Annotated in this window: 22 protein-coding genes and 1 tRNA gene; 8 read left to right on the top strand and 15 right to left on the bottom strand. The window is 54.5% G+C overall.

Going from position 1 to position 21,724, the window contains the following annotated elements; genetic code table 11:
* Window positions 1-37: 37 nt before the first annotated feature.
* Window positions 38-484 carry a hypothetical protein gene (locus tag O4G22_RS09440; protein ID WP_290488304.1) on the bottom strand — a complete coding sequence of 149 codons (447 nt, stop codon included), beginning with the start codon at window positions 482-484 and terminating at the stop codon, window positions 38-40.
* A gap of 175 nt (window positions 485-659) precedes the next feature.
* On the opposite strand from O4G22_RS09440, the gene O4G22_RS09435 reads away from it, so the two are divergent.
* Together O4G22_RS09435 and O4G22_RS09430 are read left to right on the top strand one after the other, a co-directional pair.
* A complete protein-coding gene (locus O4G22_RS09435) occupies window positions 660-2,045 on the top strand; it encodes an MATE family efflux transporter (RefSeq protein WP_306701637.1) in 1,386 nt (461 codons plus the stop codon).
* 314 nt (window positions 2,046-2,359) lie between these two features.
* Complete coding sequence (locus O4G22_RS09430; protein WP_290488302.1) at window positions 2,360-3,838, top strand: alpha-amylase; 1,479 nt, start codon at window positions 2,360-2,362, stop codon at window positions 3,836-3,838.
* An 83-nt stretch (window positions 3,839-3,921) separates the two neighbouring features.
* On the opposite strand, the gene O4G22_RS09425 is transcribed toward O4G22_RS09430, so the two are convergent.
* A complete protein-coding gene (locus O4G22_RS09425) occupies window positions 3,922-4,371 on the bottom strand; it encodes a YhcH/YjgK/YiaL family protein (protein WP_180974620.1) in 450 nt (149 codons plus the stop codon).
* A gap of 238 nt (window positions 4,372-4,609) precedes the next feature.
* On the opposite strand from O4G22_RS09425, the gene O4G22_RS09420 reads away from it, so the two are divergent.
* On the top strand, window positions 4,610-5,095 hold the full coding sequence (locus O4G22_RS09420; protein ID WP_102759281.1) for a MerR family transcriptional regulator: 486 nt from the start codon (window positions 4,610-4,612) through the stop codon (window positions 5,093-5,095).
* 124 nt (window positions 5,096-5,219) lie between these two features.
* Here the strand turns inward: O4G22_RS09420 and O4G22_RS09415 are convergent, their stop codons facing one another.
* The 11 genes from O4G22_RS09415 to O4G22_RS09365 form a co-directional block, all read right to left on the bottom strand.
* Window positions 5,220-6,038, bottom strand: coding sequence for a carboxymuconolactone decarboxylase family protein (locus O4G22_RS09415; RefSeq protein ID WP_297668407.1), 819 nt, complete (start codon window positions 6,036-6,038; stop codon window positions 5,220-5,222).
* Window positions 6,039-6,045: 7 nt separating this feature from the next.
* On the bottom strand, window positions 6,046-6,507 hold the full coding sequence (locus O4G22_RS09410) for a putative quinol monooxygenase (protein WP_094136239.1): 462 nt from the start codon (window positions 6,505-6,507) through the stop codon (window positions 6,046-6,048).
* Between the two features lie 7 nt (window positions 6,508-6,514).
* Window positions 6,515-7,093 carry a flavodoxin gene (locus tag O4G22_RS09405; RefSeq protein ID WP_306701635.1) on the bottom strand — a complete coding sequence of 193 codons (579 nt, stop codon included), beginning with the start codon at window positions 7,091-7,093 and terminating at the stop codon, window positions 6,515-6,517.
* Between the two features lie 188 nt (window positions 7,094-7,281).
* A complete protein-coding gene (locus O4G22_RS09400; protein WP_306701634.1) occupies window positions 7,282-8,418 on the bottom strand; it encodes a metallophosphoesterase in 1,137 nt (378 codons plus the stop codon).
* Window positions 8,419-8,507: 89 nt separating this feature from the next.
* Entirely contained in the window at window positions 8,508-9,626 is a 1,119-nt protein-coding gene (locus tag O4G22_RS09395) for an aldo/keto reductase (protein ID WP_306701633.1), read from the bottom strand.
* 42 nt (window positions 9,627-9,668) lie between these two features.
* Window positions 9,669-10,748, bottom strand: a complete 1,080-nt coding sequence (locus tag O4G22_RS09390) for an alpha/beta hydrolase (protein ID WP_343230161.1) — start codon at window positions 10,746-10,748, stop codon at window positions 9,669-9,671.
* A 24-nt stretch (window positions 10,749-10,772) separates the two neighbouring features.
* Window positions 10,773-11,618, bottom strand: a complete 846-nt coding sequence (locus O4G22_RS09385; protein ID WP_306701632.1) for an aldo/keto reductase — start codon at window positions 11,616-11,618, stop codon at window positions 10,773-10,775.
* A 46-nt stretch (window positions 11,619-11,664) separates the two neighbouring features.
* Window positions 11,665-12,672, bottom strand: coding sequence for a DUF362 domain-containing protein (locus O4G22_RS09380; RefSeq protein ID WP_306713874.1), 1,008 nt, complete (start codon window positions 12,670-12,672; stop codon window positions 11,665-11,667).
* A gap of 38 nt (window positions 12,673-12,710) precedes the next feature.
* Window positions 12,711-13,916, bottom strand: coding sequence for a MalY/PatB family protein (locus O4G22_RS09375; protein WP_306701630.1), 1,206 nt, complete (start codon window positions 13,914-13,916; stop codon window positions 12,711-12,713).
* Complete coding sequence (locus tag O4G22_RS09370; protein ID WP_306701628.1) at window positions 13,913-14,785, bottom strand: DUF3737 family protein; 873 nt, start codon at window positions 14,783-14,785, stop codon at window positions 13,913-13,915. The genes O4G22_RS09375 and O4G22_RS09370 overlap by 4 nt, the downstream gene beginning before the upstream one ends.
* A gap of 764 nt (window positions 14,786-15,549) precedes the next feature.
* A complete protein-coding gene (locus tag O4G22_RS09365) occupies window positions 15,550-15,816 on the bottom strand; it encodes a hypothetical protein (protein ID WP_297851212.1) in 267 nt (88 codons plus the stop codon).
* Between the two features lie 161 nt (window positions 15,817-15,977).
* Between O4G22_RS09365 and O4G22_RS09360 the strand changes: the two genes are divergently transcribed.
* Window positions 15,978-16,784 (top strand): LexA family protein, encoded by an 807-nt coding sequence (locus tag O4G22_RS09360; RefSeq protein ID WP_306701627.1) that lies wholly within the window; start codon window positions 15,978-15,980, stop codon window positions 16,782-16,784.
* 411 nt (window positions 16,785-17,195) lie between these two features.
* Window positions 17,196-18,377 carry an acyltransferase family protein gene (locus O4G22_RS09355; protein ID WP_306701626.1) on the top strand — a complete coding sequence of 394 codons (1,182 nt, stop codon included), beginning with the start codon at window positions 17,196-17,198 and terminating at the stop codon, window positions 18,375-18,377.
* 201 nt (window positions 18,378-18,578) lie between these two features.
* On the opposite strand, the gene O4G22_RS09350 is transcribed toward O4G22_RS09355, so the two are convergent.
* Window positions 18,579-18,653: transfer RNA gene (locus O4G22_RS09350), tRNA-Gly, on the bottom strand.
* Between the two features lie 188 nt (window positions 18,654-18,841).
* Here O4G22_RS09350 and O4G22_RS09345 point away from each other — a divergent pair.
* From O4G22_RS09345 to O4G22_RS09335, 3 genes are read left to right on the top strand one after another with little or no spacing between them, the layout of a single operon-like run.
* The gene (locus O4G22_RS09345) at window positions 18,842-18,973 is read left to right on the top strand and encodes a hypothetical protein (RefSeq protein ID WP_256943693.1); all 132 of its coding nucleotides are present in this window, start codon (window positions 18,842-18,844) and stop codon (window positions 18,971-18,973) included.
* Window positions 18,974-18,985: 12 nt separating this feature from the next.
* Complete coding sequence (locus O4G22_RS09340; RefSeq protein ID WP_290487862.1) at window positions 18,986-19,750, top strand: S1 family peptidase; 765 nt, start codon at window positions 18,986-18,988, stop codon at window positions 19,748-19,750.
* Window positions 19,747-20,766, top strand: a complete 1,020-nt coding sequence (locus tag O4G22_RS09335; protein ID WP_306701625.1) for a S1C family serine protease — start codon at window positions 19,747-19,749, stop codon at window positions 20,764-20,766. The genes O4G22_RS09340 and O4G22_RS09335 overlap by 4 nt, the downstream gene beginning before the upstream one ends.
* A 100-nt stretch (window positions 20,767-20,866) precedes the next feature.
* On the opposite strand, the gene O4G22_RS09330 is transcribed toward O4G22_RS09335, so the two are convergent.
* On the bottom strand, window positions 20,867-21,709 hold the full coding sequence (locus O4G22_RS09330; protein WP_297546910.1) for a hypothetical protein: 843 nt from the start codon (window positions 21,707-21,709) through the stop codon (window positions 20,867-20,869).
* Between the last annotated feature and the right edge of the window lie 15 nt (window positions 21,710-21,724).

The raw sequence follows: 21,724 nt of genomic DNA, 5'->3' as shown, positions 1-21,724 counted from the left end.
CGGCAGCATTTTTTTGCAAAAAGACCAGAACCTGCGCTTACATGACGGAGGGTGGCCGGACATCCTGCGCGGCCGGGGCATCTTCAATTTCTCCGGAAATACCGTTTACGGCCACACCGCGGCGCACGGCGTAAAGTCCCGCTTCCTCCTCTTTCTTTCCGGCTACAAAAGCCCAGTAGTAACTGCCGCGGTCATGATAGCAGGCCCACTCTCCGGCAATTCCCGGGCGAGCTTCCATCAGCAGGGAATAAGAATCCGCGGGAGAAACCTTGAACCCGCGGGGCGTACTCAAACCGGAAGAGGGAAAGGAACGGATGTCTCCCCTCCACACCAGATCCAGAGAAGAAGGGGACAGCAGGCCGTCCGCAAGTCTGCTTCCCGCCAGCACCTGCCCGGCGCCGAACATGGGCAGGCAGGAAGAACCCAGAAAAGCGGCTCCGCAAACGGAGACAACACGCAGGAAAGGGAAAATGGATATGGTCATGGCATGCTTCTGAAAAAGGCGGAAAGGACTCAACTCCCAAAAGCTTCCACAGTCAATCAAAAACAGCCCTCTTTCCGGAACTGGGGAAAAGGCCGTTTTCCGGACAGGTGGACAGCTTGACAACCCATCCGCGCGTTTTTATAGTTTGCTGCCTGTTTTGAAAGGAGGAACGTCCATGGCAACCCAGTCACGCAACATCGCAGAATTGGAAAACGCATCCGTATGGCGTCTGCTGATCCAGTACTCCCTGCCCTCCATCGCCGGCATGGTGGTATACTCTCTGTACAACATCATTGACAGCGTGTTTATCGGCCACGGCGTGGGGCCTCTGGCCCTGTCCGGCCTGGCCGTCACCTTCCCCATCATGAACCTGACTTTCGCGCTGGGCACGCTGGTAGGCATCGGCGGGGCGGCCATCAGCTCCATCCGTCTGGGAAGAAAAGACCAGGAAGGCACTGAGCGCACGCTTGGCAACGTCCTCATCATGAGTCTGATTGCCGCTGTGGTGCTGGTGATTCCCACGCTCCTTTTCCTTACGGAAATCCTGACCGCCTTCGGCGCCAGCGGGCAGACTCTCACCTATGCGCACGACTTCATGCTCATTACCTTGCTGGGACTGCCCGTCACGTACGTCTTCTTCAACCTCAATCATGTGATGCGAGCTACCGGCTACCCTAAAAAAGCCATGGGCTCCACCCTTCTCTCCGTAGGAATCAACATCATCCTGGCGCCCATCTTCATCTTCTGGTTCAAATGGGGCATTACCGGAGCCGCCGTGGCTACCCTTCTCGCCCAGATCGTCGGCATGGTGCGCGTGCTGTTCCACTTTTCCGATGCGGCCAGCACAGTCCACTTCCGCCGCGGCATCTGGCAGCTGCGCAAAGCCATCGTCACCGGCATCCTGTCCATCGGGCTGGCTCCCTGCCTGGTAAACGTCTGCGGCAGCGCGGTTACCGTCGCCATCAACAGGCAGCTTGCGGACCATGGGGGAGACCTGGCTATCGGGGCCTACGGCATCATCAACCGCATTCTTATCCTGTTCGCCATGCTCGTCATCGGCCTCACGCAGGGAATGCAGCCCATCATCGGCTACAACCACGGAGCCATGAAGCCGGGCCGCGTTCTGCTCACTCTCAAATACGGAGTTCTGGCCGGAACGTCCTTCACCACGCTGGGCTTCCTGGCCTGCGTCCTCTTTCCCCGCGGCATTGCCGGCCTCTTCACGGATGACGCCTCGCTCATCAGCCTGGCGGCCAACGGCCTGCTCATCTGCGTGCTGGCCTTTCCGCTCATCGGCAGCCAGATCATCATCGGGAACTTCTTCCAGGCCATTGGGAAAGCCCGTCTGGCCATCTTCCTGTCCCTGACGCGCCAGATGCTCTTCCTGCTGCCGTTCCTGCTGGTCCTGCCCGGTTTCTGGGGGCAGAACGGAGTCTGGGCATCCCTCCCCCTGGCAGACGTGCTTTCCTTTATCGTCACCCTGCTCTTCATCCGCCGGTTCCTGAAATACTACCGGCTGAAAAACAGGCACTACCTGGTTCCCGGCACGGGAAAGGCATAACCTTTCTCCCCCCTGCCTTATTGGCACGAATCCGCCCCAGGGCACATTCTTTCCGGGGGGATATGGAAGGCGGTGAAACGCTTTTTCCCATTCTCCGGAGAAAAGTCCTCCCTGCCTTGCCGTTTTTCCCGCTGGCGTTTTTGCGGGACATAAGACCGGCAGTACGCCTAACGCGCCGCACTTTCAGGACTCTATTCTGTTGAAGGCCTCGCATGGTCTCCCCTTCCGGGGCCCCTCCCGGGAGAACCGCTTTTCCACCGGACAGCTTCCGGAAGCGCAACAACCCGAACAGTATTTACAAGGAATCAGATCAAATGAAAAACGGAATCATGATGCAGTATTTTGAGTGGAACCTGCCCAACGACGGACAGTTTTGGAACAAGCTGAAGGATGACGCCCCTCATCTGGAGGAAATGGGCGTCACGGCCGTCTGGATTCCTCCGGCCTACAAAGGGAAGGAACAAAACGACGTAGGGTACGGCACCTATGATCTTTTTGACCTAGGGGAATTCGACCAGAAAAACACCGTCCGCACCAAATACGGCACCAGGCAGGAACTCCAGGAGGCCATCAAGGCCCTTCATGAACACCATGTAGGCGTTTATCTGGACGCCGTCATGAACCACAAGGCCGGGGCGGACTATACGGAAAAATTCATGGCCAAGGAAGTGGACCAGCAGAACCGCGACAAGGAAATTACGGACGCCTACGAGATTGAAGGCTGGACCGGTTTCAACTTTCCCGGCCGCGGAAACAAATATTCCGACTTCAAATGGCACTGGTACCACTTCACCGGAACGGACTACGACGCGCGCACGGAAAAAACCTCCATCTTCAAGATTATGGGAGACGGCAAAAGCTGGAGCGAAGGCGTGGATGAAGAAAACGGCAACTACGACTACCTTATGTTCGCCAATCTGGACTTCAACCACCCGGAAGTGGTGAAAGAAATGGAAAGATGGGGAATATGGGTATCCCGGGAACTGGATCTGGACGGCATGAGGCTGGACGCCATCAAGCATATCAATGACGAATTCATCAGGAAATTCCTGGCGGCCGTCCGCAAGGAAAGGGGAGCAGACTTCTACGCCGTGGGCGAATACTGGAAACAGGATCTGGAATCCCTGGACGACTACCTCAAGGAAGAACGCTACAAAGTGGATCTGTTTGACGTCCCCCTGCACTACAATATGTACCAGGCCTCCAAGCAGGGCCGCGATTACGATCTTTCCAAAATTCTGGACGGAACCCTGGTTCAGAACCATCCTACGCTGGCCGTTACCTTTGTGGATAATCATGACTCCCAGTGGGGCAGTTCCCTGGAATCAGCTGTGGAAGACTGGTTCAAGCCCTCTGCCTACGCGCTCATCCTGCTCATGAAGGAAGGCTATCCCTGTCTCTTCTACGGGGACTATTACGGTGTGAGCGGCAACCCGCCCATGCACCGCGCCATCATCGACATCCTGCTGGAAATCCGTAAAAACCATGCTTTCGGGGAACAAAATTACTACTTTGACCACCCGAACACCATCGGCTTTACCCGCGTGGGGGATCATGACCACCCGCATTCCGGCGTGGCCGTGCTCATTTCCAACGGAGAAGACGGAGACAAAGTCATGAACGTGGGCAAGCAGCACGCAGGGGAAACATGGAAGGAAGCTACCGGCAACGTGGAAGAAACCGTCATCATTGATGAAGAAGGCAACGGCCGGTTTCTCGTCCACGGCGGCAATGTGGCCGTATGGATTCCGGAACACGCATCTCAGGACACACGGGAGGAAGACGGCAAATAACGCGGTTCCCGCCCGCAAAGAGCCAGAACGGACACGAAGAAACGGCCTGTTCTCCACTCCGGACTGTTTTTCCGGAATGGGGTTCAGGCCGTTCTGACTTTAATCACCAGTTTCAGAAGCTTCCCTTCCCCAATGCAGCCGGCATGCGCATCCTCCGGGAAAAAAATGGCGAACTGCCCCGGTCTCACGACAAAAGAGGTGTCCGGCGCATCGTCATAATGCTGCGCGTCCTTTTCCCTGTTAAACGGTTCGGAAGGTTTTTCCAGCGCCGCGCGGTCCTTCCACATAAATCCTTCTTCCCGGGAAAGGGGCACGTGAATGTCAATAAACCGGTCATGCACTTCCATGCGGGCCTTTTCCCGCTTCTTCATCACCGGTTCATTCACCATCACGGTCAGGGCGTCTTCCTCCAGGACATGGCAGCCCGCTTCCAGGGCTGCCGGAGCAGCTTCCCTGATAAAATCGAAAGCTCTCCTGAACAGGGGATTCAACATTTCGTAACGGGCGGAATCGGAAAGGGAGGCGATAATCATGACTATGGGCTCCGTCCCCGGAGCGGGCCTCATTGTAACGGGGCGGAAAAGCCAGTCAACTCATTTGCTCCCTTTCTCCCCGATATTCCGGCGCATGGCCCGTTCCTCCCGCTCCGGAATGAATTTTCCGCCGTTTTCCCTGGTCTTTAATATACGTTATCTCCGTGAAGCACAGTAAAAAACTTGTCATCCGGCGCCACCTCGTATATTAGAGTAACTGTAAGTTATCAGTCACACGATGATTAAACAGAAAAATCCCTCCGGCACCTACCGCCCTTCCTATGACCGCACCCCCAGATACACTGTCAAACAGGTTGCGGAAATGATGGAAATGTCCGCCTACACCATCCGGTATTATGAAAACGCCGGATTAATCCCGGACGTGGACCGCAGCGGAGGAAATGCCCGTATGTTTTCCGACTACACCCTGGGGTGGCTCCGCCTGGTCCACTGCCTCCGGATGACGGGCCTCCCGATTGAAGGCGTCAAACACTACATCGACCTGTGTCAGGAAGGGGATTCCACCATTCCGGAACGCGCCGAACTGATTTTCAAGCAGGAAAAAAGTCTCCGGGAACAGCTCCGCATCCTGAAAAAACAAATGGAAGTGTTGAAATACAAGAAGAAATTCTACCAGGATCTTTTGGAAAATCGCAGGCCGGACATTTGCAATCCGCTGAACTACGTCAGCGCCAGCGAGCCGAACATCGCTCCTGAGGAATAAGCCCTGCCTTAAATCCGCAACAGAAAGCGGCCGGGATTTCCCAATGAGGAATCCCGGCCGCTCTGCGTTCTTATCTGTTTCCCGCCGCCTCCGCACATTCCGCGGCGGTCATAAAAAATCCGTTTTATTTTTGAAGCTGATCGTACTCATCATCCGTCACCGGCTCAAGCCATTCATTGGATGCATTCTCACCGGGAATCTCGATAGCCAAATGGGAGAACCAGCTGTCGGCGGCAGCCCCGTGCCAGTGCTTCACATTGGCGGGAATATGGATGACTGTGCCAGGAAGAATTTCCACAGCAGGCTTTCCTTCTTCCTGATACCAGCCGCGTCCGGCCACGCCGATAAGCACCTGCCCGCCGCCGTTCGTCGCTTTGTGAATATGCCAGTTATTGCGGCAGCGGGGTTCAAAGGTCACATTGGAGATATTCACCTGTTCGCGTGAAACGGGCGCAAGATAACTGTTGCCTGTAAAATACTTGGCGTATGCCGTATTCGGCTCGCCTACAGGGAAAATCATCTTACGTTGGAAAGCGGCTTTGGCGTCTTCGCCCGCCGTATCTTCCGCCCATACGTCTTTGGCCAGATTAAATGCCGCCCATGCTTTCGGCCAACCGGCATAAAAACCGATGTGGGTGATGATTTCAGCAATCTCGGTGCGGGTAACGCCGTTCTTCTTTGCCGACTGAAGATGGAAAACGAGCGAATTGTCGGTGATGCCCTGGCTGATCAGGGAGGTGACGGTTACCAAACTGCGGTCACGCAGACCGAGCTTGTCAGTCCGGCTCCATACTTCACCGAAAAGAACATCATCGTTAAGTTCCGCAAATTTGGGAGCAAACTCTCCTAACTGAGTGCGTCCCGCCGTCTGTACTATCTTTTCCTGCGACATAGCATTTGTTATGAAAAAACCAATTGAAAGAAATAAAATAATCTTATTCATTATTTTGTTATTTAATAATATTAGCAATGCTGCTTGAAGGATTCAGCGGCGTCTGATCGGATAAAACCAATGCCTTAACCATGTGCTTCGTTCCCTGCTTGTATTTCTGGAAATGAGCCGATGCGATGTGCGACTTATATGCCTTTTGGCTGGCGTAAGTTTCGAGAATGGTTATCTTGCAGGCATTTTCTTTCTCCGCAACAGCATACATGGTCAACACGCCCGGTTCCGTGCGCAGGGAGATTTCCCCCACTTCGATGGCGTACTTCATATATTCCTCCAAATATTCAGAATGCACTTCTATTTTTGAGAGACGAACGATACCATCAGGCTGCATCGGTAACTTGACGCACATGCCCGTATTTTTGCCATTCTCCATTTCCACTTTATCGTGATTTATGGTTTGGGCTTCTGAAAGGTTCATCAGGCAGGCAAGGGAAAAAGCCATTCCCGCGATGGTTCGTTTCATAAAATCATTATTTGTTGATGGAAATCGTCTCATTGACCCACTTGACGAGCGCGGCCCTCGTCATCCGTATTCCTTCCCCGGCAAAAGCGCCTCCCTTGAGAACGGTGGACTTGGGACACAGCTTCCGAACCTCGTCCGCACAGCGCGCCATGCCGCCGCCCCCATGCGTCACAAATGGAATCACCGTCTTCCCGGAAAGGTCGTAACTTGCCAGGAAAGACGCGACCGGCGGCGCAATGGTGCTCCACCAGTTGGGGCTGCCGATGAAAATCACATCGTACTTGCCCATATCCTCCACCTTGGAGGCCAGTTCCGGCCGCACTCCTTCCTGAATCTCCTTCCTGGCCTGCACGGTGCATTCCCGATATTCGGAGGGATAGGGTTTGACCGGCTTGATTTCAAACAGCGTTCCGCCCGTCGCCTTCTGAATTTGCGCAGCGGCGTACTTCGTATTGCCTCCCCATGAATAATAAGCAATGAGAACGCTGGAAGGCTCCGCGGAAACCTTGGGTTGTTCCTGCCCCGGACATCCGGCTCCTGTCATCAGGGCCGCGGCCAGAGCGCATATCGTTGATATTGTTTTCATATATTTTTATCCGGTTAAAAGGAGCGGCAGAAGGCGGCCGGAAAAAACGTTTTCATCCGGCATTCCTTTGCGCGAACCTTGTTCCTCATTTCTGTCTAAATATTAGAGTAACTATAAGTCAATATGTTTTTTCAACTATTCCGGAAGCCATACCCGAACCAATTCCTAAAATTCTTCTAATCAATATATTATTCTTTCCGAAGCCGAATCAGGACAATTTCCGACGGAACGCCGATGCGGATGGGAAAGCCGTTCCAAATCCCTGACCCGTTGGAAACATACAGCTTCATATGACCAACCGTGTACAGCCCGGAGACGAATCCCTCGTTAAAACGCGCCACCAGCCGGTCCATGCCGGTAATCATGCCTCCGTGCGTATGGCCGGACACTTGAAGATCTACGCCGTGCTCCGCCGCTTCCCGGGCCAGCCGCGGCTGGTGGGAAACAAGAATGCGTACTCCCTTTTCCGGGGCGCCCTGCAACGCCTTGCTTATATCCGGCTCCTCCTTCCCCATAAGGCCGGCTACAGGATCCGTCACGCCGGCCAATACCACGGCCTCCCCTCCCGCCAGCGCGTGTTCGTTAAAAAGCATGCGAATTCCAAGGGCAGGCAGGAACTCCATCCACTCCTCATAACCGGAGTAATACTCATGATTGCCCGGCACGCCGAACACCCCGTATCTGGCCTTCAAATCCGCAAGAGGCCTCAAATCGCCGCCATGCTCGGATACAGTCCCGTCCACGAAATCTCCGGCAATCACGACGATGTCCGGATTCAGGGTGTTCGTGCGCTCCACAATCTTCCGAATGCGGTCCTCCCTTGTAATGCCGTCCGCATGAAGATCCGCCAGCACGGCGACCGTCAATCCGTCCGCCTCCTCCGGGAGGCGGTTCACGGCAATCGTTTCCTCCTTCACCTGGGGCACTCTGGTGCCTCCGAGCATGCCCACAGTTGCCAGCACGGCGGAAAGAACCAGCAAAACAACATTCACCCGGTTGCCAATGACGCGGAACCTCTCCGTCCTGTTCCTCCGCAGGCAGAACAAAACCAGCAGATACAGCGCCCGCGCCACATCCGCCGCCAGCAGCAGGAAAAAGAACAGGAAAAGAACGGAGAACAGCCACGCGGCCGCCAGCAGAACGTCTTCCGGCAAAACCGGGGAGAAAAACATGGGGCCTCCAAACAAATGCAGCAAGTGGAATTTGAATGCCGCCACCGCCAGCAGGGCGGCAAGCAGAAGCTTCCAGCCCCATTTCAGCTTCAGAGGCAAAATAGCGCGGCAGAAAACGTAAACCGCCAGCAATGCTCCGAAAATCAGTATCATATGTCTCTTTCTTAAAAACAGCTTAATATCTTCCCCTCGCCGCAAACAACTCTATGGCATTTGAACGGAAGGGAAACGCATCGGCAAAACTACTTGTCTATCTGGCTCTCCGTAAATGGATCCGCCCAGTGCCCCATCAGGGGGAGCCTGGAACAGGCAAGATCAAATTCCTTGAGTTCCGATTCGGACAGGCGAACGGAAGTTCCTCCCAGAAAATCATCCAGATGGGCTGGATTGGTTGTTCCGGGAACAGGCGCAATCCACGGTTTCCGGGAAAGCATCCAGGACAGGGCGAACTGGGCCGGAGTCATACCCCTGCTTTCCGCCCATTCCCGGACAAGAACAGCCAGCGGCATGTTGAACCTGAGGGCTTCCGGCGTAAACCGGGGCAAAGTGGCGCGGCGGTCCGGCTTTTGAAAACGGCTGTCCTCCCGGACGGCTCCTGCCAGAAAAGCGCGTCCCAGCGGACAATACGGAACAAAACCGATGCCCAATTCTTCCAACGTGGGAAAAATCTTCCTCTCCGGTTCCCGCCACCAGATAGCGTATTCGCTCTGGACGGCGCTCACCGGACACACGGCATGGGCCTTCCTGATGGAACGGGCGCCGGCTTCGGACAGTCCGAAATGCAGCACTTTTCCTTCCCGCATCAGTTCCTTCACCGTACCTGCCACTTCTTCCATGGGAACGTCCGGATCCACCCGGTGCTGGTAAAGCAGGTCAATATGGTCGGTACGCAAACGTCTCAAGGAACCTTCTACCGCACGCCGGATATGGTCGGGCCTGCTGTTCAGGGAAGAAGGGCGGCCTTCCTCCACGCCAAAACCGAATTTGGTACTTATCCTGACCTGGTCGCGGACAGGGGCGAGAGCTTCACCCACCCATTCCTCACTGATATAAGGCCCATACACTTCCGCCGTATCAAAAAAAGTAACTCCTTTGTCAAAAGCCCGGCGTATCAGGGCAATCATCTCCTGTTTATCATACTTGCCGCCGTAATAACCCACCATCGGCAGGCAACCCAGCCCGATGGGGGACACTTCCAGGTCTCCAAGGCGCCGGGATTCCCCAGGAAAACCCTTCTTCGGCGCCCCGGAAGAAGACCCCGGACCATCAAGAAGCAAAGAAGAACCCTCCCCGGCCCATCCCCGGGAAACCAGGGATAAGGCAAAACCGGACGTTATTTTGAGAAAATCCTTGCGTTTCATTACGTTCCATCTTTCTTCCCCAAATTCAGCCGCAGAATCGCCTTATTTCAGATACTTCAAAAAGAACTGTTCGATTTTATCGAACGGAATAACGCCGGCTTGATTGTCATAAAGATCCACATGGCTCGCGCCGGGAATGATCATCAGCTCCTTGTTATCCCCTTTCAACTTCTTGAAGGCGTCCTCGCTGAAATAACGTGAATGGGCTTTTTCTCCGTGAATCATGAGCACGGCGCTGCGGATTTCACCGCTGTACGCCAGAAGGGGCATATTGATGAAAGAAAGCGCCGAGGTAACGTTCCATCCGCCATTTGAATTGAGCGAACGCTTGTGATAGCCGCGGGGCGTCTTATAATAATCGTAATAATCTTTCATAAATCCGGGCGCATCCGCGGGCAGAGGATCAGGCACGCCCCCCGCGAGAGCATAAGAACCGTTCTTCGCATCATCCGTGCGCCGGGCATTCAGTTGTTTGCGAAGCTCATAACGGGCGTCGGCGTCCATCGCGTCGAAATAGCCGTTCGCGTTCACGCGGCTCATATCGTACATCGTGGACGTTACCGCAGCCTTGATGCGGGTGTCGATAGCCGCCGCATTGACCGCCATGCCGCCCCAGCCGCAAATGCCAATGATTCCGATACGTTCCGAATCCACGTCATCCCGGGTGGAGAGGTAATCGACGGCGGCGCAAAAATCCTCCGTATTGATATCCGGGGAAGCGACATAGCGGGGAAATCCGCCGCTTTCTCCCGTATACGAGGGATCAAACGCGATCGTCAGAAAACCGCGTTCGGCCATCGTCTGGGCATAAAGGCCCGCAGATTGTTCCTTCACGGCGCCGAAAGGACCGGAAACGGCAATAGCCGGCAATTTCCCGTTGACATTCAGGGGTATATACAAATCCGCAACCAGCGTAATGCCATAGCGGTTGCGGAAACTTACCTTGCGGTGGGTTACCTTGTCGCTTTTAGGAAACACTTTATCCCATTCCTGCGTTACATTCAGTTTTTCGGTCATGATTTTGTTAGTGTCGGTATGATGATGTTCAGCGGATAAGCTCCCTGCGCAGCAAAGGCTTGCGGAGAAAGCCAGACAAATCCTTGTCAATGAAATAACGGTCATATGTCCAATATCTAATGTGAATGATTACTTCCCGTAATTGATCAGGTACAAAACCGATTCCGGATCCTGGTGGCACAGGAAAAGGCTCTCTCCCCGGTCAAGCCTGGCGATAGCCTCCATATCCTCCTGGGAAAGAGTAAAATCAAAGACGTTGAAATTCTCCACCATCCTTTCCCGTCGGGTCGTCTTCGGAATGGCGATAATTCCATGCTGAATCAGGAACCTCAGGGCTGTTTGCGCCGGGGTTTTGCCGTACTTCTCGCCGATGCTCTTCAATACCGGATTCGTGAAAAATCCATTGCGGCCTTCCGCAAAAGGTCCCCAGGATTCTATTCTGGTACCGTACTTTTCCATCACTTCACGGGCCTTTTTCTGCTGGTTGAACACATGCGTTTCCACCTGGTTGACGGCGGGCCTGATCTCGCAGAACTCCGCCAGATCCACAAAGCGGTCCGGATAAAAATTGCTTACGCCGATGGCACGGACCTTTCCGGCCCGGTTCGCTTCTTCCATGGCCCGGTAAGTGCCGTAGTAATCGTTGAAAGGCTGGTGGATGAGCAGCAGATCCAGATAATCCGTACGCAACTTGCGCAGGGATTCGTCAATGGACGCCTTCGCCTTCTCATACCCGCCGTTAGAAATCCACACCTTCGTGGTGAGGAACAACTCTTCCCGAGGAACCCCGCTTTTCTCCGCCGCGCGGCCTACGGCTTCCTCATTGCCGTAAATCTGCGCGGTATCAATAGAACGGTAGCCGACCTCAATCGCATCCAGCACGCAGCGTTCGCACTCCTTAGCGTCGGGAATCTGAAAAACGCCAAACCCCAGGACAGGCATCGTAACGCCATTGTTCAAAATGATTTTTTCCATAACAGTTTTTTCTATTGTTTTTTGATGCTAAAAAGGAAATTGCCAATTAAACGGCCTGCAGCGGTTTCAGTTCTTTCAGTTCATACTTCCTGCTGCCCAGGCCTATTTTCTCGGCGTACTCCACCGTATGCCGCCCATGGCGGCTCTCAATACGCTCCACCAGAGGCCTGTTGTCATTCCCTTCAGACGGTTTGACGGCGTAAACGAGATCCAGGCAGGCCTGGTCAAGAGCAACCGGGTCAAGGGAAGCCAGAATACCGATATCCTTCATTTCCGGCGCATGGGGGTGGGCATCGCAATCACAGTCAATGGACAGATTGTTCATCACATTGATGTATAGAATTCTGTCCCCGAAGTAATCCGCCACGGCCTGCGCGGAAGCCGCCATGGACTCCAGAAAATCATCCTGCCTGGCCAGATTGTTCCATACGGAGGAAACATCCCGCGACTTTCCGGCGGAATGGATGTACGCCTTCCCGGCCGCTGAGGCAACCCCGATGGACTGGTTCTTGATCACGCCGCCGAAGCCGCCCATGGCATGCCCTTTGAAATGGGCCAGATTGACCATGAAATCATAATTCTTCAAATGATCCCCCACGATATCGTATTCCAGATGCTTCCTGTCCCTCACCGGGATAGTGAACTCTCCTTCCGCGTCCATGATATCCACCCGCGCAATATCGGAAAAACCGTGATCCTTCGCAGCCTGCAAATGGTCCTCCGTCCGTGAGCGTTTGCCTCCGTAAGCCGTATTGCATTCCACGATAGTGCCGTTCACCCGTTGCACCAGGCCTTTGATTAAGGCCGGACTCAGAAAATGATGGCCGCCCGGTTCCCCGGTGCTGATCTTGACGGCTACCTTTCCCGCGGCCGGACGCCCCAGAGCCTCGTAAATCCTCACGAGAGCCTCCGGAGAAATTTCCTTCGTCATCCAGACCCTGGAAGCTCCACCCTTCTCCGCAACCGCGCCCAGGGCATACTCCGGCAAAGCCAGGCCCGCCAGGGCTGCGGTGGAAGACTGGAGCCATGCTCTTCTCGTCATCTTATTTTCCATGCCAACTTGATTACTTGTTATTAAAACCGTTCTACCTGTTAAAAACCTGCAGGAGACGCCGGGCACGTTCGTGTTCCGGAAATGCGGCCGCACAGCGTGCGGATGATTCTCTCCAGCCCCTCAAGCAGCAGCTTCCTGGGACAGGCGATGTTCAGGCGAATGAAGCGCCCCTCCGTTTCCCCATACATTTCCCCGCCGTTGACGAGCACCCGCCCCTCCTCTTCCAGCAGGCGGACGATCTCTGCGGAGGGAAGCCCCAGATCGGAACAATCTATCCAGACCAGATAGGTCCCCTCCAGCGGCGCCACACGGAGCTGCGGCAGGCGTTCGGCCAGCATATCGCGGACTATCTCGTAATTCCCGTAAAGGTAAAGCTTCAGTTCCTCCAGCCATTCCTCCCCGCCGTTATAAGCCGCTTCCAGTGCATCCACGGCAAAGGAATTGACGTCACACACCTCATTGATGTTGATGGCCTTGTCAATCCTCTTCCGGACTTCTTCATCCGCCGCGACGATATTGGCTATCTGAATGCCCGCCAGATTAAACGCCTTGCTGGGGGAAATACAGGTGACGGAATGGCGCAGGGCGTCCTCTGAAAGGGAAGCGAACGGCGTATAGGGATGGCCCGGATACGTCAGTTCGCAATGAATCTCGTCAGCCACTACGAAAACTCCGTTTCTCCGGCAAATGGCAGCCATCTCCTCCAATTCTTCCCTTGTCCAGACGCGCCCGGCGGGATTATGGGGATTGCACAGGAGCATCAGCTTGACGGCGGGATCGGACGCTTTACGTTCCAGCTCATCCGCATCCAGCTCATATCTGCCGTTCTCATATTTCAGAGGGCAGATTTCCGCAACGCATCCGTTATTGCGGATGGAGGAAAAAAAGCAATTATACACAGGCGTCTCCACCAGCACCTTGTCTCCGGGAACCGTCAGGGCCCGTATGACGGCAGACAGCGCGGGAACCACCCCCGTGGTATAAATCATCCATTCCGGATTAATCTTCCAGCCGTGGCGGCGTTCAAACCAGTTCACGACCGCCTCATAATAGGAATCAGGAACCCGCGTATAACCGAAAATGCCGTGTTCGGCCCTTTTCCGGATGGCTTCCGTCACCGCCGGAGCCGTACGGAAATCCATGTCTGCCACCCACATGGGCAGAATATCCTCCCGGGGCATGGAATCCCACTTGTAGGAATTCGTGCCGCGGCGCGGAACAACAGTGTCAAAATCGTACTTCATGCGGCTTCTCCGGATTGTTTTTTTCCCGTTTCAATGGAGCAATTGGCCGGAGCCTTGCAATGCTCGTCCAGAATAATCTCCCCGTACTCTTCCGCGACGATGCGGCCGCTGCGCGGATTTTTGACGCTGTGCACACGCCCTTTGATTTCCGCATGCACGGAGGAATACTCAAAGCAGAGATCCGCATCCTCTCCGAGCGTGCAATTCTCCAAAACCAGGTTTTCCGCGTAGCACAACGCCTGCGTGCCGGAAATGCGGCAATTCACCAGACGAAGGTTCCTGGAATGCCAGCCCAGATACTCCCCGTCCACTACGGAATCATACACCGTCACGTCCTCCGTATTCCAGAAAGCGTCCTTGGAATGGATTTCCGCATTCCGTATCACCACATTCCTGCAATATTGGAAAGAGTAATTTCCGTTCAGGCGGAAGCCGTCAACATCTATATTCTCCCCGTGCATGAACAGGTAATCCCCATGCTCCGCCTGAACGTCGCGAAGTTTCGCATTCCGGCAGTGCCAGCAGCATTCCAGGGCATCCGTCAAAACGACGTTCTCCAGAACCATCCCGTCCATATCACGGAACATCTTGGGCGCTTCCACGCGCGTATTCTTCATATGCAGATTCCGGGAATACCAGATGGCGGCCCGGGCGCCTTCCCTGAACAGGCAATGTTCCACCAGCAGCCCGTCATTATGCCAGAAAGGATACTTCCCCTGGAACTCGCACCGTACGGCTTCAATGTCGGAGCATTCCTTCAGGGCTGATTCCCCCGGATAAATAATGACGTCTTCCAGCCTGAGATGGCGGGAAGCGAACAGGGGGCGTTCCCCTTCGTAGGAAGCATTTTTAATCATTCTCTTGGTCATGGCGATGATTTGATAAAAAGTCTGTTGTTTTTCATGATATGCCGTTTCAAACGGCGCCGGCCGGATTCCGGAAAAAGAAGGGAAAAGACGACGTCCGCGTACCATGCCTTCTTCTTTCTGCATTCAGGCTATTCCTTATAGTAACTATAATGCAAAAGATTTTTAGCACTTTCTGCTTCATCATTATTAATATATTAACATTCAATATACATTGACTGTCATAAAACTATTTCTCAACAGACAAAACCGGAAAAAACCTCTTCATTTTTCACGTTCCCCGCAGAAAGAGCATCTGTTACCTGGAAAAAATCCCGAAGAGGAAAGTTCCCCATTCCAGGCGGCATTTTCCGCCTCCAGCCTCCCGACCATTATCACAAGGCCCGGAATGATGAACAATACGGCCTCAGGGCCCATCATCCCCGCCTCAAATCCCGGCAAGACAGACCACCAGGGAACAGCCGGTCACGCTAGAATGAAACCGAACCGCTCCGGATAAACGGGAAGCGGCCACACGGGGGAAAGGCGTTCCTGTTCCATTTCATACGGCTCCCTCCGGCAAAAAATCCGGAACCAGCATGAGAATGCAATACTCCACGCCCCATACCCTTCCCCGGCTATTCCATTAAAACTGTTCTGCTAATAAAAAACCGCCGGAACTCCGGCGGCTGTTCCAGTCGGAGCCTTTCAATGTGTCCGCGGGCGTTTCACTCCCGAAAGCAACTCCACAGGGAAAACTCGCTCCGGCTCCCTGAGCAAGGGCCGGCTTACGGTTTTATGGAACAGGAAGGCTTGGAAGCCTGCAAGGCGGAATTATCCATCTCAACAGCCAGCCAGAACACGCCGACAGCCATCAGGCCGAAAACGCAGGCTCCGGCGACGGAAAGAATGTTCATTACCAGCTTTCGCCGCTCCGCATCTTCCCAGCATTGACGAACCAGCGCCCGCAGCGCGCCGCAGACGGAACCGGAACAAACGCCCCGCTTTTCTTCCCGGGAGGGCTGTTTTCTGGGATGCAGGTCGGACCTCATCATCACGGGATGCGGAAAAGGCTCCGGCTGCATTACGGAAAGATCTAAAGGCATGTAGTTCATAACGCCTTTTTAACGATTTTCGTTAATCAGTCAACATATTTTAACGAATTCAATTTAATTCTTTCTATCGACAATTCACGAAAATCGTGTATCATCAAGCCATGACACCGACAAAAGGGGATGTGAAACGCTGGTTGAAAGCCATTGGGAAAAACCGTGACTGGCTTGCCTTGGAATGCAGTACGGAAAAAGGTACGGTGAATAACTGGCTCTCCCCCTCCGGCCCCTTTCCCGCCAGCGCCATGTTGAAAATCCAATCCCTGATGTCTCAATACAAAACGGTTCAACCGGAAAACGAACCTGCCCAGACCAATCGCCTCGTTCTGGAAATCACGGAAGAGCGCATGAGGAAATATGAACGGGCCGCCTCTGAAAAAGGCGTCCCCCTCCGCCAGTGGCTGACGGATTTGGCGGATGAAGCGACGGAGGCATGCCAGCTGCGGCAAAAACGCTTCCCCTTGCTTCCCCAGGTCAGGCAATTCCCGTCCCATGCTGAACGAGCCAGGCGCGAATACAGTACGCAAATAATCGGCAACATCGCCGCAGGCTCCCTTGCGGAAAGCGACACCGTCCCGTCTACCATTTACATGGAAAGGCCCCTGGATAAAAACGAATACGTGGTTCGCGTAGAAGGAAAATCCATGGAACCCCTCATCCCAGACGGCTCCCTGGTGGTCATGCGGCGCCATACCGCTCCGCCCATCCCCAAACCGGGCGCCATCGTGGAATACAACGACGGACGCGGCGTTACCCTGAAAAAACTGATCCGCAGGAAAAACGAGGAAACAGGAAAAACGGAATACGTGCTGCGGCCCATCAACCCCGTATTCAAGGACATAACCCCCATGGACGGCGGCAGTATCTCCGGAATATATGTGGAAACGCTTGTAAACTACCGCAAAGGCTGAGCATTCCGCTCTCCTGCCAGCCCCTCTTTCCTATTCCGCAAAAATGCCGCAGCGCAGAAAAAACAGGCCGGAAACTCTTGTCTACGGAAATCGGACGGGCAGCAATCAACACCCTGCTCTTCCCGGCATCCTTACAAAACCGTTTTCATTCTGACGGGATTCCCGGTCGCTTGCATCTTCCTCTGCATAAGTGGCTCGCCCCTACGGAAAACCGCCGTTCATTCCGCTCATCTTCCTGCCGGCGGATAAGACGGGAAACGCCTGTTGAAAGAATCTGCAGGGAAAAAGGGTATTTGGTTAGGCAGCTCGGCAACCGCGTCTTCGGAGAACCTGCATCCACCTGAAAAACGGAACATGAGCAGCCGGTTTTTCACCTTAAAACAAAAACAGCATCGAACAACAGCTTCTCTCATGTTGAAAACGCAGCATCCGCCCATTCCCCCAGGCAGTGAAAAACACCACTACCACATTTTTGACGGCTTGCGCGGCGTGGCCGCCATTGTCGTCGTATGGTTCCACATCTTTGAAGCCTACGCCACCAGCCATGTGGACCAAATCATCAACCACGGCTACCTGGCCGTCGATTTCTTCTTCATGCTTTCCGGCTTTGTCATCGGCTACGCCTACGACAACCGCTGGAAAACGATGACGACCCGGGAATTCCTCAAACGCCGCCTTATACGCCTGCAGCCCATGGTGGCGATAGGGGCGCTCATCGGCGCGCTCATCTTCTATTTCCAGGATTGCCCCGTATGGGACGTATCGCAGGTGGCGGTCATTTCCCTGTTCGCCGCCACCTTCGTCAACATTCTGCTCATTCCGTCACCTCCCGGCATGGAAATCCGGGGTCTGGGAGAAATGTACCCGCTCAACGGCCCGAGCTGGTCCCTGTTCTTTGAATACATCGGCAACCTTCTTTATGCCCTCTTCATCCGGAAACTCTCCACCCGCTCCCTGGCAATACTGGTTGTCGCGGCCGGATGCGGTCTTGCCTCCTTCAGCTTCTGGGGCCCCAACGGAGACATATGCTCCGGATTCTCCATGACCGGCACGGAATGGACGGGCGGCTCCCTGCGCCTGTTGTACTCCTTCTCAGCCGGGCTGCTCCTGTTCCGGCTGTTCAAACCGTTCAACGTCAGGAACTCTTTCTGGTTGTGCGGACTGTCTCTTGCCATTCTGCTGGCCGTTCCCCGGCTGGGAGGACAAAATGCTTTCTGGATGAACAGCCTCTATGAAACAGCGTGTTTCGCGGTATTTTTCCCGCTCATCCTCCTCTTCGGCGCTTTCGGTAAAATAACAGACCCCCGTACGGATAAAATATGCCGTTTCCTGGGCAACATCTCCTACCCCCTGTACATGGTGCATTACCCGTTCATCTACTTGTACTATGCATGGGTGAAAAACGAAAAGCTTTCCTTCCCGGCCTCCCTTCCCGGGGCTCTGACCGTCGTCATTGGAAGCATCCTGCTGGCCTGGCTCTGCCTGAAACTCTATGATGAACCGGTCCGTAAATATTTGACGGCGCTGTTCTTAAAAAGAAAAGTCCTTCCAAAGAAAACTCCCGTCATTCAGGAAAACGGTCTTCCGCAATAATTCCTCGCCTTCCGGTGGAGAGCAACAAAGGCGGGACAGCGCATAAAACTTCGTCGCAAACAAGATATCCGGCTCTTGTTTCACCGTTGCAAGGATAAACAAACCGCCATATCCTTTCTCCGCTCTTTCAAACAATGAAGCGGAAACACCGCTGTTCAGGCAAATCCGTTATTCCCGCATCAAACCAGCCGGAATAAAAAATGGAGCGGATGATGGGATTCGAACCCACGACATCAACCTTGGCAAGGTTGCGCTCTACCCCTGAGCTACATCCGCTTTAAATGAGCCAGCGAACCGGAAATGGCCGCTGACAGATTTATACGCCTGTCACGGGAAAAAGCAACCTTTATTTTGTCTATTTCCTCATCCGCATTCATCCCACGCTCTGCCGAACTGCATCAAAATGCGGCTTATCAATGAAATTCTCTCGTCAGATGCAAGGACGCATTCTATGCTGTGACGGCATGAAAGAACTCCTCATTACCCTTATTACGCTGGCAGGCCTGTTTATCGGCGTATATTACCATGATTCCCTGGTGGGCGGAGGACAGGAAGACCAGCAGCAGAAGACGGAAACTTCCGTCTCTGAGCAATAATCCCCGGCAACCATGATCCCGGCTCTCCGGCTCCCCTGTTTTTCCGCCATTCTCTGCGGCACGGCATTACTGGTTCCGCCAGCTCCGGCACAATCCGCTGATGGAGCCGGCCTCCTGGCTTCCACCCCGCAATCCATAGAAGACTTGCGGCAAATTGAACACCGGCTTCAGCAAATGCTTCCCCGGGTACTCCCCGCCCTGGTCTGCATTGAAATCAACAACGGCAGCGGCTCCGGCATCCTGGTTTCGGAAAAAGGCCTGGTTTTTTCAGCGGCCCACGTCGTGGACAAAAAAGGCACTACGCTCAAAATCATCCTGCCGGATGGAACGTGCCTGCCTGGAAAAACTACGGCGCAAAACAGTAATTCGGATGCAGGCATGGCCAAAACCACGTCCAAATTGGACAGGGACCTGCCCTGCGTGGAAAAAGCGGAAGAAATGCCTCGTGTGGGGGACTGGGTATTCGCGCTGGGGCACGGCGGAGGTCTGGATCGGAAACGCGGCCCGATGGTGCGCCTGGGAAGGGTGGTTTCCCTCAAAGACGGCGTCATTCAGACGGACTGCAAGTTGATTCGCGGAGATTCCGGCGGACCTCTTTTCAATCTGGATGGAAAGCTGATTGGCATTCACAGCCGGGTCGGTTCCGGTCTTGAAGACAATCTTCACGTGCCCATGAAGGATTTCGATGCTCTGACGGAGGAGGCAGCGGAAGAAAAGCCCTCCCTGACGCCGGCACCGGAACAGGACAGCCAGCCATTCACCCCTAAGCCATCATGAAATGTTCTTTCTGCGTCTGCCTGTCTCCCCTGGCCTTCTTCCTGTTTCATCCCGCTCTGGCGGCAAGAAACAGCGGGAGCCTGGATTTTGAACAGAGAATCAACGGAAAAGCCGTTCTGAAAATCATCGAACCCATCCGCGAACGTCTTCAGGACTTGAGCGCGGTTTTCTTTTCCGGTCATGATGTTGTGATTTACGGCATTGTGCTTAGCCCGGACGGCTATATCGCCACCAAGGCCTCGGAACTCCATTCCTACAGGGATCTGACTATCCGGGTAGGTTCTTCCAAATATGGGCAGTTCAGGGAAATTGGCTCGGACCCGTCCACAGACATCGCGGTAGTGAAAGTGGAAGCCTCAGGCCTGCGCGCCCCCGGCTCCGTCAGCAATGATGCAGCCATGGGAACCCTGGTGGTAAGCAACGGTTCCACCACCCGTACTTCCAGACGGCCCCAGCTGGGAACCCTTAGCGCGGCGCGGCGCCCCATCCCGAACGGAGATACCGCCTATCTGGGCGTCGTCTTCGGCGCCCCCTGTTCCATTCAGGAAGTTATCAAAGACGGACCCGCGGCCCAGGCCGGAGCCATGGCCGGAGATGAGATTCTGGCGGTGGACGGCACGCCCATTACTGCGCTGAATGCCGTTTCCCCCATCCTGTCCGGGAAAAAAGTGGGGGAAAAAGTGACGCTGGACGTCAAACGCAAGGATAAAAGGTTATCCTACACCATCACGCTGGGTTCCAGACGTCAGGCCCTGGGAGAAAACGTTCCTGAGGATTCCAATGACCTGATCAGCGGCGGCTTCAGTAAACGCAGGGATGATTTTCCTATGGTCCTCCAGCATGACACCCCTTCCCGGTGCACGCTGATGGGAGGCCCGCTGCTCAACCTCAAAGGGGAACTCATCGGCATGAACATCGCCAGAGTGAACCGGGCGGAAAATTACGCCCTTCCCGTCAGCCTGGTGCAGAAAAGCGTGCAAAACATCCTGAAAAACGCGCCTCAGCCGGAAAAATAACTCAGGGAAATACCGGAATATCTCCTTTTTCCCGTACGGGAGAAGCAGCGCATTTGCCTTTTCCTGTTCCCTGCATGGCTCCCAGGAAACCCGGACGGATTCACATGCCGGGAACGTCAGCGGCATCCGGAACCGTCTTGGGCTTCACGGTAGGATCATAATGGACGGCTCCCGTCACACGCACGCTACCGTCCGGGAGAAAGATCATGGAGGGAGCTCCCACCACCTTTTTATAGTACTGGAGCTTCTCCATCGTTCCCCGGTAGTTGATGCGGGAATACGCGCTCAGCATGGGAGTAGTTGGGAAGAAGACATGGACATTCGCCTTGCCGTCCACCATGCACTGCGGACGCGTGGTCCCCAGCCAGTCCCCGATGCACACGGCATTGTAGGCCACTCCCGTATCCGGATCCTTCGTCTGCACATACAACTTCTGGATCCCCCGCACGGCAATGGTGCAAATGGAAAAAGTGCACCGCTTGGCACTGGCCGGAATAGCTACGGTCTGGGACCACATGGGCGTTCCCGTCCGGACGGCAAACAGGGATTTCTGGGAAGCAAACATGTCCTTCTGATTGGGCATTTTGACAACGGCCTGCACATGGTAGTTGCCCTCACGGGACAAGTCATAGAAATGGCGCAGATCAATCTTGCGGGAAACGCTCATGCCGGCCGGAACCTTGAGAGGCGGGAACAGGGCAAACTTGGACTGGGGGAGCTCCGTCCCCGCAGTGGAATGCTCCACATGGATATCCAGCCAGGAGGAATATTCCCGGCTTTTCAGTTCCACGGGCACGCCGGAATTGTTGGTAATGGTCAGCCTCATATACATGGCTTCCCCGCTGAGGAAGGTCTTCTTTTCCGGAACGACTTTCACGTAAATCTGGGCCAGGGCCCCGGACGCGCCCAGCAGGGCCAGCAGCATGGCAAGGATATGTTTCATGATATTGGTATGTTA

This window comes from Akkermansia muciniphila (genome assembly GCF_030848305.1).
Lineage (GTDB): Bacteria > Verrucomicrobiota > Verrucomicrobiia > Verrucomicrobiales > Akkermansiaceae > Akkermansia > Akkermansia muciniphila_A.
Note: the sequence above shows the minus strand (reverse complement) of the source record. Positions and strands in the feature narration are given on the sequence as shown.